The organism is Streptomyces sp. NRRL B-1347, assembly GCF_000720325.1.
GTDB lineage: Bacteria > Actinomycetota > Actinomycetes > Streptomycetales > Streptomycetaceae > Streptomyces.
In genome coordinates, this window is record NZ_JOJM01000023.1 from 48,758 (window position 1) to 62,175 (window position 13,418).

Below are 13,418 nucleotides of genomic sequence, written 5' to 3' on the forward strand. Positions count from 1 at the left end.
GGAGCCGTCAGATGGTCGGCAGCACAGTGCGGAACACCACCGGCAGGACCCGGCGGTCGCGGGCGCTCGGCGCCACCGCCGCGGCGGCCTGCGCCGCCCTCGCCCTCGCGGCCTGCGGCAGCACCAAGGACACCGGGGGAGCGGGCGCCGGGGGCGAGGGCAAGGTGGGCGTCGTCCTGCCGCTGCTCACCTCGCCGTTCTGGCAGTCGTACAACGACTACGTGCCGAAGATGGCGAAGTCCGAGGACGTCGACGCGCTCAAGACCGTGAACTCCAACAGCGACCCCTCGCAGCAGATCACCGACATCAACAACCAGCTCAACCAGGGCGTGAAGGGCCTGGTCGTCGCCCCGCTCGACAGCGCCGCGGTCTCCGCCGGGCTCGACCAGGCCGAGCGCAAGGGCGTGCCCGTCGTCGCCGTGGACGTCGCCCCCGAGAAGGGCAAGGTCGCGATGGTCGTCCGCGCCGACAACGCCGCCTACGGCCGCAAGGCCTGCGACTACCTCGGAAGGAAGGCCCGGAGCGGCGAGGTCGTGCAGATCATGGGCGACCTGGCGTCCGTCAACGGCCGCGACCGCTCCAAGGCCTTCCGCGACTGCGTCAAGGACAAGTACCCCCGCCTGAAGGTCCTGGAGATCCCCGCCAAGTGGGAGTCGGACACCGCCGCCTCCCAGCTGGACACCCTGCTGAACTCCCACCCCGGCATCAAGGGCATCTACCTCCAGGCGGGCGGCGTCTACCTCGCGCCCACGCTCCAGACCCTCAAGTCCAAGGGGCTGCTGAAGAAGGCGGGCGAGAAGGGCCACATCACCGTCGTGTCGAACGACGGGATCCCGCAGGAGTTCGACGCGATCCGCAAGGGCCAGATCGACGCCACCGTCTCGCAGCCCGCCGACGCGTACGCCAAGTACGGCATGTACTACATCAAGGCCGCGATGAACGGGAAGAAGTTCAGGCCCGGCCCGACCGACCACGGCTCGACCATCGTGAAGCTGCCCGGCGGCAATCTGGAGGACCAGCTGCCCGCACCGCTCGTCACGAAGGCCAACGTGGACGACGCCGGACTGTGGGGCAACGCGGTCCGATGACGACGCCGAGCCCCGCGACCCCCGCCCCCGCGCCCCCCGACGCCCCGCCGCTCGTCGAGGCCAGCGGCATCGTCAAGCGCTACGGACCCACCGTGGCCCTCCAGGACGGCCGGCTCACCGTCCGGCCCCGCGAGTCCCACGCCCTGGTCGGCCGCAACGGCGCGGGCAAGTCCACCCTCGTCTCCCTCCTCACCGGCCTCCAGGCCCCGGACGCGGGCCGCATCTCCTTCGACGGCGAGCCCGCGCCGCCGCTCGCCGACCGCGACGCCTGGCGCCGCAAGGTCGCCTGCGTCTACCAGAAGCCCACCGTCGTCCCCGAACTGACCGTCGCCGAGAACCTCTTCATCAACCGGCAGCCCCGGGGCCGCGGCGGACTCATCAGCTGGCGCCGCCTGCGGGCCGAGGCCGCCGACGTGCTGCGCACCTGGGACGTGCGCGTCGACCCCGAGGCGCGCACCGCCGACCTCACGGTCGAGGACCGGCAGATGGTCGAGATCGCCCGGGCGCTCGGCTTCGGCGCCCGGTTCATCGTCCTCGACGAGCCGACCGCCCAGCTCGACAACCGCGAGATCGAGCGGCTCTTCACGCGCATGCGCGCGCTCCAGGAGTCGGGCGTCACCTTCCTGTTCATCTCGCACCACCTGCAAGAGGTGTACGAGGTGTGCCAGGCCGTCACCGTCCTGCGCGACGCCCGCTGGATCACCACCGCGCCCGTCGCCGCACTGCCGCGCACCGCCCTCGTGGAGGCCATGGCGGGCGAGGCACCCACCGGGAGCGCCGCGCGGGCCGGGGCCGGGGTGCCCGCGAAGGCGCCGGTGCGGCTCGACGTGCGCGGGCTCACCAGCCCCTCGTACGCCGACGTCGACCTCACCGTGCGCCGCGGCGAGGTCGTCGGGCTCGCCGGGTCGAGCGGCAGCGGGAAGATCAGCCTGGCGGAGTCCTTCGCGGGCCTGCACACCCCGACCGGCGGCAGCGCGACCCTCGACGGCGCCCCGCTGCCCCTCGGCGACGTGCCCGCGTGCCTGCGCGCCGGAGTCGGCTGCGTGCCCCGCGACCGGCACGGCGAAGGCCTCGTCCGCTCCCTGTCGATCGGCGACAACGCCACCCTGAGCGTCCTCGGCAGGCTCGGCCGCCACGGCTTCGTCGCCACCGACCGCAAGCGCGCCTTCGCGCGCGAGCTCATCGAGCGCCTCGACATCCACGCCGAGGGACCCGACCAGCCCGTGTCCGACCTCTCCGGCGGCAACGCGCAGAAGGTCGTGATGGCCCGCGCGCTCGCCTCCGAGCCGCGCCTGCTCGTCCTCATCAACCCCACCGCGGGCGTCGACGTGAAGTCCAAGGAGTCGCTGCTCGCCCGCGTCGACCGGGCCCGCGACGACGGCATCGCCGTGCTCGTCGTCTCCGACGAACTCGACGACCTGCGCCGCTGCGACCGCGTCCTCGTCCTCTTCCACGGCCGCGTCGTCGCCGAACACCCCGCGGGCTGGCACGACCACGAGCTGATCGCCTCCATCGAAGGAGTGGCCCGTGACCGACACGGCTGACACCAAGGCACCCCCGCTCGCCCCCCTGCGCCCCGCCGACCCCCGCGCGGCCAAGGCGGCCCTGCTGCGCCGCGCCCGCGAACTCGCCCTCCTACCGGCCCTGTTGCTGCTCATCGTGCTCGGCGCCTTCGTCAACGACTCGTTCCTGACCGAGCGGAACCTCATCTCCGTCCTCGGCGCGTCCGCGGCCCTCGCGATGGTCGTCCTCGCCGAGTCCCTCGTCCTCATCACCGGGAAGTTCGACCTCTCCCTGGAGTCGGTCGTCGGCATCGCGCCCGCCGTGGGCGCGCTGCTCGTCCTGCCCGCCGCGCAGGCCGGCTTCGGCACCGAACTGCCCGCCGCCGCCGGGCTGCTCGCGATCGTCCTGGTGGGCGCGGTGATCGGCGCCTTCAACGGCCTCCTCGTGGTGAAGCTGAAGCTCAACGCCTTCATCGTGACCCTGGCCATGCTGATCGTGCTGCGCGGCCTGCTCGTCGGCGCCACCGAGGGCAAGACGCTCTTCGGCATGCCGGAGTCCTTCTTCACCCTCGCCACCTCCACGTTCCTGACCGTGCCGGTCTCCGTGTGGCTGTCGGCGGCCGCGTTCGCCGCCACCGGGCTCGTCCTGAAGTACCACCGGGTGGGCCGCGCCCTGTACGCGATCGGCGGCAACGCGGACGCGGCCCGCGCCGCGGGCATCCGGGTGGAGCGCGTCATGCTCGGCGTGTTCGTCGTCGCCGGGACGCTCGCCGCCCTCGGCGGTCTGATGCAGACCGGCTACGTCGGCGCCATCAACGCCAACCAGGGCCAGAACATGATCTTCACGGTGTTCGCCGCGGCGGTCATCGGCGGCATCAGCCTGGACGGCGGCAAGGGCACCATGTTCGGCGCGCTCACCGGCGTCCTGCTGCTCGGCGTCGTCCAGAACCTGCTGACGCTCGCCCAGGTGCCGTCCTTCTGGATCCAGGCCATCTACGGCGGGATCATCCTCGTCGCCCTGATGATCGCCCGCGTCACCACGGGCCGCGCACAGGACTGAGCCGCCGCCTCCCCGCCTCCCTTCCGGAAAGGCCTTCTGTGTCCCCGACTCCCGGCCGCGTCACGGCGGTCGACACCTACGACATCCGGTTCCCCACCTCGCGGGAGCTCGACGGGTCCGACGCGATGAACCCGGACCCCGACTACTCGGCGGCCTACGTCGTCCTGCGCACCGACGCCGAGGACGGCCACGAAGGGCACGGCTTCACCTTCACCATCGGGCGCGGCAACGAGGTCCAGGTCGCCGCCGTCCAGGCGCTGCGCGCCCATGTCGTCGGACGCCCCCTGGACGAGCTGTGCGCCGACCCGGGCACGCTCAACCGCGATCTGATCGGGGACAGCCAGCTGCGCTGGCTCGGCCCCGAGAAGGGCGTGATGCACATGGCGATCGGCGCCGTCGTCAACGCCGTCTGGGACCTGGCCGCCAAGCGCGCCGCCAAGCCGCTGTGGCAGCTGCTCGCCGACGCCGACCCGGCCTGGCTCGTCTCCCAGGTCGACTTCCGCTACATCGCCGACGCCCTCACGCCCGAGGACGCCCTCGCGCTCCTGCGCTTGGGCCGCGGCGGCGCGGCCGCCCGCGAGACCCGGCTGCGGCAGTACGGCTACCCCGGCTACACCACCTCGCCCGGCTGGCTCGGCTACAGCGACGAGAAGCTCACCCGCCTCGCCCGCCAGGCAGTCGCCGACGGCTTCACCCAGATCAAGCTCAAGGTCGGCGCCGACCTCGCCGACGACGTCCGCCGCTGCCGCGCCGCCCGCGCCGCCATCGGCCCCGGCATCCGCCTGGCCATCGACGCCAACCAGCGCTGGAACCGGGACGAGGCGGTGCGCTGGACCCGCGCCCTCGCCGAGTTCGACCCGTACTGGGTGGAGGAGCCCACCAGCCCCGACGACGTCCTCGCGCACGCCGCGATCCGCGACGCCGTCGCCCCCGTGAAGGTCGCCACCGGCGAACACGTGCAGAACCGCATCGTGTTCAAACAGCTGCTCCAGGCGGGCGCCGTCGACGTCCTCCAGATCGACGCGGCCCGCGTCGGCGGCGTCAACGAGAACCTCGCGATCCTGCTGCTCGCCGCCCGCTTCGGCGTCCCGGTCTGCCCGCACGCGGGCGGCGTCGGCCTGTGCGAACTCGTCCAGCACCTGTCGATGTTCGACTACGTGGCCCTGTCCGGCACCACCGAGAACCGCGTCATCGAGTACGTCGACCACCTCCACGAACACTTCACCGACCCCGTGGAGGTGCGCGGCGGGCACTACACCGCGCCCACCGCCCCCGGGTTCTCGGCGACGATGCGCGCCGAGTCCATCGCCCGGTACACCTACCCCGACGGCGCGTTCTGGGCCGCCGACCGCGCCCGGCGCGAGGGAGCAGCCGCATGACGGACTTCGAAGGCCTGAACGCCCTGGTCACCGGCGGCGCGTCCGGCATCGGCCGGGCCACCGCGGAGCTCCTGGCCGCGCGCGGCGCCCACGTCGCCGTGCTCGACCTGGACCCGAGCGGCGTGGCCGGGCCGCTGCGCGCGTACCCCGCCGACGTCACCGACGACACGGCGGTACGGGCCGCGGTCGCGGCGGCGGCCGCCGACCTGGGCGGCCTGGACGTCCTGGTCAACAACGCGGGCATCGGCGCGCAGGGCACCGTGGCCGACCACGACGACGCGCAGTGGCGCGCCGTCCTCGACGTCAACGTCCTCGGCCTGGTCCGCACCACCCGCGCCGCCCTGCCGCACCTGCGCCGCTCCGCGCACGCGGCGATCGTCAACACCTGCTCCATCGCCGCGACCGCGGGACTGCCGCGGCGCGCGCTGTACTCGGCCTCCAAGGGCGCCGTGCTCTCCCTGACCCTCGCCATGGCGGCCGACCACGTCCGCGAGGGCATCCGGGTGAACTGCGTCAACCCCGGAACCGTGGACACGCCCTGGGTCGGCCGCCTGCTCGACGCCGCCCCCGACCCGGCCGCCGAACGCGCCGCCCTGGAGGCGCGCCAGCCCACGGGCCGCCTGGTGAGCGCGGAAGAAGTCGCCGCCGCCATCGCGTACTTGGCCAGCCCGCTGTCCGGCGCCACCACCGGCACGGCGCTCGCGGTCGACGGCGGGATGCAGGGCCTGCGGCTCAGGCCCCCGGCCCCCCGGTGAACGGCAACCGCACCCGGCGCCTGGGCCGCGGCCCGGTCGCCGTCGGCGCGCTGTCCCTCGGCGGCGCGGGCCTCGGCAACCTCTACGCGCCGGTCGGCGACGAGGACGCGGCCCGCACCCTCGACGCGGCCTGGGACGCGGGCCTGCGCTCCTTCGACACGGCCCCGCACTACGGCCTCGGCCTGTCCGAACGCAGGCTCGGCGCCGCCCTGCGCGGGCGCCCTCGGGACGCGTACACGATCTCCACCAAGGTGGGGCGGATCCTGGAGCCGGTCACCGGACCCGTCCGCGGCGACGACCTGTCCGACGGCGGCTTCGCCGTGCCCGCCGCGCACCGCCGCCGCTGGGACTTCAGCGCGGACGGGATACGCCGCTCCCTGGAGTCGAGCCTGACCCGGCTCGGCCTCGACCGCGTGGACGTCGTCTACCTCCACGACCCGGACGACCACGGCGAACAGGCCTTCCGCGAGGGCTATCCGGCCCTGGAGCGGCTGCGCGCCGAAGGTGTCGTGGGCGCGATCGGCGCGGGCATGAACCAGGCGGCGATGCTCACCCGCTTCGTCCGCGACACGGACGTGGACGCCGTGCTGTGCGCGGGCCGCTACACCCTCCTCGACCACCGGGCGCTGCCCGCGCTGCTGCCCGCCGCGCACGAGCGCGGTGTGTCGGTCGTCATCGGCGGAGTCTTCAACTCCGGCCTCCTCGCCGACCCCAGGGACGGGGCGCGCTTCGACTACGCGCAGGCGCCGCCCGCCCTGCTCGACCGCGCCCGGCGGCTGCGGGCGGTCGCCGGACGGCACGGCATCGGGCTGCGCGCCGCCGCCCTCGCCTTCCCGTTCGGGCACCCGGCGGTGGCGAGCGTCCTCGTCGGCGTCCACGCCCCGCACCACGTGCGGGACGCGGTGGCGCAGTTCGCCGTGGACGTCCCCGCCGCGTTCTGGGAAGAGGCACGGGCCCTCGGTCTGCTGCCGCCGCACGTGCCCGTACCGGGCGACGAGACGTCATGAGGAAGGAGGGGCCGGCGTGAGAGTCGCCCTGCACACCAAGGTCCGCACGGACCGGATCGACGCGTACGAGGCCGCCCACCGGGAGGTCCCCGCCGAGCTGGCGGCGGCGATCCACGCGGCGGGCGCCACGGCCTGGACGATCTGGCGCAGCGGAAGCGACCTGTTCCACGTCGTGGAGTGCGACGACTACGCCCGGCTGCTCGCGGCGCTGGAGCGGCTGCCGGTCAACGTCGCCTGGCAGGCCCGCATGGCCGAGCTGCTCGACGCGGTCCACGACTACTCCGCCGCGGGCGCAGACGCGGCCCTGCCCGTCGTGTGGGAGCTGCCGTGACGCGAGCGACCGAGGCAACCCCCTTGACTGAGACGGTCGTTGACGCCCATCACCACGTGTGGGACCTCGCCGTGCGCGACCAGGAGTGGCTCGCCGGGCCCGCGATGGCCCCGATCCGGCGCGGCTTCTCGCTCGCCGACCTCGCGCCGCACGCCCGCGCGCACGGCGTCGCCGCCACCGTCCTCGTGCAGACCGTCACCGTGGCCGATGAGACCCCGGAGCTCCTCGCCCTCGCGGCCACCGACGGCCTGGTCGCCGGGGTGGTCGGCTGGACCGACCTCACCCGGCCCGACGTCGCCGAGACCCTGGCCGCGCTCCGCGAACTCCCCGGCGGGCGCCACCTGGTGGGCATCCGCCACCAGGTGCAGGGCGACCCCGACCCCGAGTGGCTGCTGCGCGCCGACACGCGGCGCGGCCTCGCCGCCGTGGCGGCCGCGGGGCTCGTGTACGACCTCGTGGTGCGCCCGGACCAGCTGCCGCTGTGCGCCGAGGCCGCCGCGCGCCTGCCCGGGCTCACCTTCGTCCTCGACCACCTGGGCAAACCGCCCGTGGCGTCCGGCGCCCTCGAACCCTGGGCGTCGTCCCTGCGCGCCCTCGCGACCCCGCCGAACACCGTCTGCAAGCTCTCGGGCCTGGTGACCGAGGCCGACTGGGCGACCTGGACGACGGCCGACCTGCGCCCCTACGCCGACACGGCCCTGGAGGCCTTCGGCCCCGGACGGCTCATGTTCGGCTCGGACTGGCCGGTGTGCGGACTCGCCGCCTCGTACGGTCAAGTCGTCGACACCGCACGGGAGTTGACGGCAGGACTGACCGGCGCCGAGCGCGCCCGGGTGTTCGCGGGCACGGCCCGGCGCGTGTACGGCCTGCCGGACCGGGCCCCGGGCGACGGCCTCAGCCCTCCTGGTCCGGCGGGCCCGCCGGGACCGCGGGGGTGACCCCGGCGGGACCCTCCGGCGGCAGGGCCTCCTCCTCGGGGAGCTCCTCGGCCTTGGGGCCGTGCGTGCCGCGCGGCGGTCCCGCCCAGATGCCCAGGTCGTCGAGGTCGTCCGGGTCGCTGGGGCCGTCGGGTGCATCGGGTACGCCGGGTGTGACGGACACGCGGCCCGCGTCGGCGGTCGGGGCGTCAGGATCGGTCATCGGTGTCTCCTCGGGTCCTGCGGCGTGGTTCGTAGATCTCCACGAGGTCCAGGTCGCTCGCGCGCACGTAGAGGCCGCCCGTCTGGGGCAGCCGCGGTCCGAACGAGCCGTCGGCCTCCATGCGGTACTGGGATTCCAGGAAGAGGTCACCGGGCTGTGGGTAGGCGGAGGCGCGCGAGCGCGTTCCGTACCAGCCTCCCGCCCAGCCGCCGTTCTTGAGCCGCACGCGGACGTAACAGACCCCGCGGTCCTGGAACAGGGCGTCCCACGCCGTGGGGGTGCGCTCGTGCAGGGCCGCGCGCCGCCGCCGCACCCAGCGGGCCTCCACCAGGGCGACCAGGGCGGGCACCGCGACGGCGAGCAGCAGCAGGCACAGGCCGAACACGCGCGGATGGTCGCCGACGCCCGCCAGCGGAGCCTTCCGGTCGCCCCGCAGAAGGCGGACGAGCTGGGGCCCGGCGGCGATCAGGTACACCGTGTCGAGCAGGACGCCCACGCCGAGGGCGCGCAGGATCCGGTTGCCGCTCTCCTGCTCGGCCTCCCGGATGCCGAGGAACCCCTCCCTGGCGAAGAGGTACGTGGTGCCGGGCAGGACGAGGAGCACCACGATCGCCAGCTGCTGGACGGTGCCCGGCGTCATCCGCGTCTCCTTCGCCATGTCCGTCGGCCGCGTCTGCCGCCGCCCCGGCCGCCCCCGCCCCGGCCGCCGGTCGGGCCGTCCCGCCGGGCCTCCCAGGCCACACCTTGCGCCAGTTGCCGCAGATCGTCCAGGTCGCCCAGGTGCGCGCGCAGCTTCACCCAGTCGCCCTGCGCCTTGCCGACCTTCGCCACCTCCTCCCCGGCCCGGCCGAGCAGCTCGGCCGCGGCGCCCGCCGCGTCCTCGTCGGCGGCCTGCGCCCAGGTGAGCCGGGCGAGCACGAGCAGGAGGAAGGCGGCGAGCATCCGCTGCGGCTCCCGGGTGCGCCGCCGCAGAAGGAGCAGCGCGCGCGAGAAGCAGGTCGTCGCGCGGTCGGGCCGCTCCCGCGACAGGCTCTCCACCCCGTCGGCGACGAGGGCGTGCACCTCCGTGAGGACACCGGGGCCGAGCGTGGGCGCGCCCGCCTCGCCGGTGAGCAGTCGGTCCGCCTCCTGGAGGTGGCGCACCGTCTCGCGCCGCATCGTCCGGGCCCCGCCCAGGGACTCGCTGAGGACCAGCATCCGGTCCAGCGCGTCGACGGCTTCGGCCGCCCGCCCCCGCGCGAGGAGGGCCGCGCCCAGCAGGCCGCAGGCCCGTGCCGCCTGCGGCCGCTGGCCCGCCGCTTCGAAGACGGCGCGGCACTCCTGGAGGAAGGCCAGCTCGCGCTCGCCCGTGGGCTGCCCGGACTCGAGCGCGAGCAAGGCGTTGCTCCCGGCCTTGCCCAGCGTCTCCCGCAGGTCGGCCCGGCGGCAGTGCGTCCAGCTCTCCAGGTACGAGTCGAGTCCTTGCGCGAGGTCACCGGCCTGGCTGTGGGCCACGCCCAGGTTCAGCCGCACGTGGCCGAGGAGGGCGGAGTCGCCGGAGGCCTGTTCGGTGGCGATGCGCAGAGCCCGCCGCCCGGTGCTGATCGCCTCGGCGTAGCGCTCCTCTTCCGCGTAGGCCTGGCAGAGGAAGCAGAGGAGGTAGGCCAGGGTTTCGGGGGAGGTCGTGTCCCGGAGCCCGGGGAGCTCGACGAGCTGGAGGTACGCGATCCGCGCGTACGCGGGCATCCGCTCCAGGTCCGCGAAGTCCCGGAAGGGCGGCGGCTTCATGTGCCCACCAGAGCGAAGGGCGCCCACAAGTAGGGGTGCGCGAAGGGCCGTTCGGGCACGCCGTCGGCCGTGAGGCGGTGCCGGACCTCGGCGGGAAGCAGGTCAAGGGCGAGGAGTTCGGGCACGGTCGCGGCCCGCAGCCACAGCTGGGCTCCCCGCAGGGCGCTCGCCGGAGTGGCGGGCCCGGGCGGTGGCGGCGCACCGGGGTCAGGGCCGTCGTCGAGGCCGAGCAGCCGCCGGTAGCAGGCGAGCATCAGCAGGACGGCCGCGGTGTCGCGCGCCTCCCACTGCGTGCACACCACCCCGGCCCCGCCCGCGAGCATGATGCCCGTGGGCAGGCCGATCGCCTCGTCGGGCAGCCGGGCGTCCACGAGCCCCGACTCGCAGGCGGACAGGGTCACAAGCCGGGCGCGCTCCAGCGGCCGGGGCCGGGCGTCGAGCAGAGCGGCCAGGGTGACGCGGCCGCCGTCCAGGTCGAGCCCGGAGGCGAGCGGGTCGTCGGGGTCGTAGGCGCCGTGGCAGGCCAGATGGACGTGGGTGGCACGGGCCAGCTCCGCCAGCAGGTCCCGGGTCACGTGGTGGCCCTCGCCCGCGGCGGCGAAGAGGCGGGTGAGCGCCCGCGCCTCCTGGGCGGCGAGGATGCCGCTGTCCGCGCCGGAGTCGGACGCCGCGACGAGGACGGGCGCGGACGGCGCGGCGGCGGCCCGCCGCCGGGCCGCGAGGAGCAGCCGCACCGACGGGGCGTAGGCCACCGCGTGCGTGACGAGCAGCGGTTCGCCGGTCGCCGGGAGCGTCGCGGCGTGCAGCGGAAGGTGGGCGAGCGGACCGCAGGCCACCACGGCCGCGCCCGCAGCGGCCGGGCCGAGGGCGTCGGCGAGCGGCGCGACCAGGCGCTCCCCGAGCCGGGCGAGGAGGGGCCGCAGCCCGCGCCCGTCGGCGCGGGCGGCCGCGGCGACCTCGCGGGCCAGACCGGTGGCCTCCGTGACGGTCAGCGGCGAGCGGACGGCTTCGAGCTCCGGCCCCGCGTCGCCCGCGTGCCGGACGATCAGGGACACGCTCCCGGCGGGCGCGCAGGCCACGAAGCACAGCGGCTCCCCGGGCCGGGCCGCGGCGCGGACGTCGTCCCACGTCGTGTGCCGGAGGAACGTCCCCGTGCCGGGGAGTTCCCGGATCCGCGCGACGGCGGCCGCGAGCGCGGCACGGGCCTCCTCCAGGAGCGCGCCCACCTCGTACTCGGCGGACTCGATCCAGCGGCCGTCGCCCTCGGCGGAACGCGGCCTGCCGAGGTCGCGGTTGCGGGACTCCAGGGCCTGCACGGCCTCGGCGGCCCGCACGTACGCGGCGTGCGCCTCCGGGTCCGTCCGGGCCACCTCGTCGAGCTGGGCGTGGTCCGGTGAGAGCGCCAGGTTGAAGGTCCGCGTCCGGCCCCGCTCCAGGCACAGCACCGCGTCCCGCGGCCGCCCCGCGCGGGCGAGCGCGTAGGCGGCCCGCTGGTGCAGATCGCCCGCCGACCGCAGGTGCCGCTCCCGCGAGGCGCTCACCAGGCAGTACCGGAACAGCTCGTCGTCGGCCGACACCGCCTGCTCGTACGCGGTGCCCGCCCGGGTCCAGTCGCCCTGCTCGGCGACGGCGTTCCCGAGGCCCGTCGCCACCTCCCGCAGGACCCGGGGCCGGTCGTGCGCCTGGGCCACGGCCGATTCGAGCGCGGTCACCTCCAGCTCCCGCAGCTCGGCGGCCCGGTCCGGGTCGAGCGCCCGGCAGCGCCGGGCCGCATCCGCCAACTGCCCCTGTGCGAGGGCGAGTTCGACCCTCGTGGGCAGCCCGTCGTAGGCGTCGACGGCCTCCCGTACGTGCCGCAGCGCCTGCCGGGCCTTCGCCACCGGATCGTCAGCCGCGCCCCGCTCGGCCTGCCGGAGCAGGGCGAAGCCGAGCTTGGTCGTGGTGCGGGCCCACAGATGCGGAGCGGTGCTCTTGGGGCGGTCCGCGAGCGCGGCCCGGTGCAGCCGCACCTCCTCGTCGTACTCGTCCAGGGCGTGGGCGATGAGGGCGAGTTTGTCGTAGGTGCTGGACGCCTCCAGGCGGTCACCGACGCGTTCGTAGATCGTGAGGGCGCGCTGCGCGTGCGCACGGGCCCTCAGGAGGTTGTCCCGCCGGACGCCACGGGTGCGCTTGAACAGCGAGACCGCGAGCCTGGCCTGGGTGTTGGCCCACTGCTCGGGGTCGGTCTCCTCCGACTCGACCTCGTTGAGCCGCTCGTACAGGCGGATCACCTGCTCCTGGTTCACGGCGGGGTCACCCTGCTGCCGGGCGTTGTACGCCGCCGCGAGGTGGCTCTGGGCGTCGCACCACAGATGCTTGGCGTCGGCGGGGTCGAGCCGCTCGACGACGGGCTTCAGGAGGTCGATGGCCTCCTCGATGTCCTCAGGGCCGGACTGGGTGCCCCGCTCGACGAGCACGACCGCCAGCTCGGTGCGGGCCCGCGCCCACGTCTCCGCGGCCGTCTCCGGCTCCACCGCGGCCAGGGCCGTGCGCAGATGGCGCAGCGCGTGCTCCTGGTTGGCGCGGAAGTCGCCGATGGACCGGCGGCCGTAGGCGCGGCCCGCTTCGAGATGGGCGATGGCCCGGACCGGGGCGTGCTCGTCCCGGGTGAGGCCGCGGGCCGCGCGGACCAGCAGGCCGATGCCGCGCTCGACGTCGACCACGTCGCCCTCGCGGCGCATGGCGCACAGGGCCTGGCCCAGGCACATCCGGAGGGTGGTCCGCAGCTCGGGGTGGGTTTCGCCGTCGCCGAGCAGTTCGAGGCCCTGCTCGGCGAGGCGGACCAGCTCGTCGACCAGCGGCCCGTGCGTCACCGACCTGCCGAGGCCGGGCGGCCACTGATCGAGGATCCGCTCCAGGACCCGCAGCACCCGCTCCGGCGGCGGTCCGCTCGCGGGCTTGGCGGGGAACGAGCCGGACCGCTCCGCGGGGAGGTCGTCCGGGACGTAGGAGCGCAGGAACACCGACGCCGCCTCGAAGGGCAGCGGGACGACGCCCGACTCCTCGGCCTCCTCCGCGCTGACCGGCCCGAGCCGGTCGAGGAGGGCGTCCGCGTAGGTCTTGCGGTTCGCCTCGTCGGCCGCCGCCGACGAGGCCGGCGGGCAGAAGAAGAACAGCTGCGGGGAGGAGCGGCTGCCGTACACGAGCAGCGGCACCCCCCGGCGGGTCCTGGCCCCGCAGGCCGGGCACGTGACCGCCGGGATCTCGCCGCCGATCACCTTCGCGACCAGATCGGGGCGTGCGTCGGCGTCGACGGCCAGATACGTCTCGTCGTCCGCCGCCGCGCCGCAGTCCTGGCAGTTCCAGCGGAACCGCAGGACGGACGAGTAGTCCATCGTTCCCCCCGGGAG

The 13,418-nt window shown here is 75.1% G+C and carries 12 protein-coding genes; 8 read left to right on the forward strand and 4 right to left on the reverse strand.

All coding sequences use genetic code 11. The features are described from left to right. The first annotated feature begins 11 nt into the window (after nucleotides 1-11). The 8 genes from IG74_RS0120700 to IG74_RS0120735 are packed head-to-tail and all read left to right on the forward strand — an operon-like array spanning nucleotide 12 to nucleotide 8,060. Nucleotides 12-1,088 carry a sugar ABC transporter substrate-binding protein gene (locus IG74_RS0120700; protein ID WP_030679170.1) on the forward strand — a complete coding sequence of 359 codons (1,077 nt, stop codon included), beginning with the start codon at nucleotides 12-14 and terminating at the stop codon, nucleotides 1,086-1,088. Next, entirely contained in the window at nucleotides 1,085-2,632 is a 1,548-nt protein-coding gene (locus tag IG74_RS0120705) for a sugar ABC transporter ATP-binding protein (protein WP_030679173.1), read from the forward strand. Before IG74_RS0120700 ends, IG74_RS0120705 begins: the two co-directional genes overlap by 4 nt. Before the next feature lie 25 nt (nucleotides 2,633-2,657). Further along, on the forward strand, nucleotides 2,658-3,650 hold the full coding sequence (locus IG74_RS0120710; protein WP_199818868.1) for an ABC transporter permease: 993 nt from the start codon (nucleotides 2,658-2,660) through the stop codon (nucleotides 3,648-3,650). Nucleotides 3,651-3,688: 38 nt separating this feature from the next. Then, nucleotides 3,689-5,029 carry an enolase C-terminal domain-like protein gene (locus tag IG74_RS0120715; RefSeq protein ID WP_030679178.1) on the forward strand — a complete coding sequence of 447 codons (1,341 nt, stop codon included), beginning with the start codon at nucleotides 3,689-3,691 and terminating at the stop codon, nucleotides 5,027-5,029. Continuing rightward, on the forward strand, nucleotides 5,026-5,784 hold the full coding sequence (locus tag IG74_RS0120720) for an SDR family NAD(P)-dependent oxidoreductase (protein ID WP_030679181.1): 759 nt from the start codon (nucleotides 5,026-5,028) through the stop codon (nucleotides 5,782-5,784). Before IG74_RS0120715 ends, IG74_RS0120720 begins: the two co-directional genes overlap by 4 nt. Then, entirely contained in the window at nucleotides 5,781-6,791 is a 1,011-nt protein-coding gene (locus IG74_RS0120725) for an aldo/keto reductase (protein WP_030679184.1), read from the forward strand. The genes IG74_RS0120720 and IG74_RS0120725 overlap by 4 nt, the downstream gene beginning before the upstream one ends. Nucleotides 6,792-6,807: 16 nt before the next feature. After that, nucleotides 6,808-7,122 carry an L-rhamnose mutarotase gene (locus tag IG74_RS0120730; RefSeq protein ID WP_030679187.1) on the forward strand — a complete coding sequence of 105 codons (315 nt, stop codon included), beginning with the start codon at nucleotides 6,808-6,810 and terminating at the stop codon, nucleotides 7,120-7,122. A gap of 23 nt (nucleotides 7,123-7,145) precedes the next feature. Beyond that, nucleotides 7,146-8,060 carry an amidohydrolase family protein gene (locus IG74_RS0120735; RefSeq protein WP_051855079.1) on the forward strand — a complete coding sequence of 305 codons (915 nt, stop codon included), beginning with the start codon at nucleotides 7,146-7,148 and terminating at the stop codon, nucleotides 8,058-8,060. Here IG74_RS0120735 and IG74_RS52165 read toward each other — a convergent pair. From IG74_RS52165 to IG74_RS0120755, 4 genes are read right to left on the reverse strand one after another with little or no spacing between them, the layout of a single operon-like run. Continuing rightward, complete coding sequence (locus IG74_RS52165) at nucleotides 8,017-8,262, reverse strand: hypothetical protein (protein WP_030679193.1); 246 nt, start codon at nucleotides 8,260-8,262, stop codon at nucleotides 8,017-8,019. The genes IG74_RS0120735 and IG74_RS52165 overlap by 44 nt on opposite strands. Further along, nucleotides 8,249-8,902 carry a DUF6338 family protein gene (locus IG74_RS0120745; RefSeq protein WP_078868919.1) on the reverse strand — a complete coding sequence of 218 codons (654 nt, stop codon included), beginning with the start codon at nucleotides 8,900-8,902 and terminating at the stop codon, nucleotides 8,249-8,251. Before IG74_RS0120745 ends, IG74_RS52165 begins: the two co-directional genes overlap by 14 nt. Then, nucleotides 8,899-10,029: a tetratricopeptide repeat protein gene (locus IG74_RS0120750; protein ID WP_030679199.1), complete on the reverse strand. Its 1,131-nt coding sequence runs from the start codon at nucleotides 10,027-10,029 to the stop codon at nucleotides 8,899-8,901. The genes IG74_RS0120745 and IG74_RS0120750 overlap by 4 nt, the downstream gene beginning before the upstream one ends. Then, a complete protein-coding gene (locus IG74_RS0120755) occupies nucleotides 10,026-13,403 on the reverse strand; it encodes a CHAT domain-containing protein (protein WP_030679202.1) in 3,378 nt (1,125 codons plus the stop codon). Before IG74_RS0120755 ends, IG74_RS0120750 begins: the two co-directional genes overlap by 4 nt. Nucleotides 13,404-13,418 lie beyond the last annotated feature (15 nt).

Bases quoted from the DNA above. Each gene is read 5' to 3' on its own strand.
- IG74_RS0120700 (WP_030679170.1), top strand. From the start codon at position 12: ATGGTCGGCAGCACAGTGCGGAACACCACCGGCAGGACCCGGCGGTCG.
- IG74_RS0120705 (WP_030679173.1), top strand. From the start codon at position 1,085: ATGACGACGCCGAGCCCCGCGACCCCCGCCCCCGCGCCCCCCGACGCC.
- IG74_RS0120720 (WP_030679181.1), top strand. From the start codon at position 5,026: ATGACGGACTTCGAAGGCCTGAACGCCCTGGTCACCGGCGGCGCGTCC.
- IG74_RS52165 (WP_030679193.1), bottom strand. From the start codon at position 8,262: ATGACCGATCCTGACGCCCCGACCGCCGACGCGGGCCGCGTGTCCGTC.
- IG74_RS0120745 (WP_078868919.1), bottom strand. From the start codon at position 8,902: ATGACGCCGGGCACCGTCCAGCAGCTGGCGATCGTGGTGCTCCTCGTC.
- IG74_RS0120750 (WP_030679199.1), bottom strand. From the start codon at position 10,029: ATGAAGCCGCCGCCCTTCCGGGACTTCGCGGACCTGGAGCGGATGCCC.
- IG74_RS0120755 (WP_030679202.1), bottom strand. From the start codon at position 13,403: ATGGACTACTCGTCCGTCCTGCGGTTCCGCTGGAACTGCCAGGACTGC.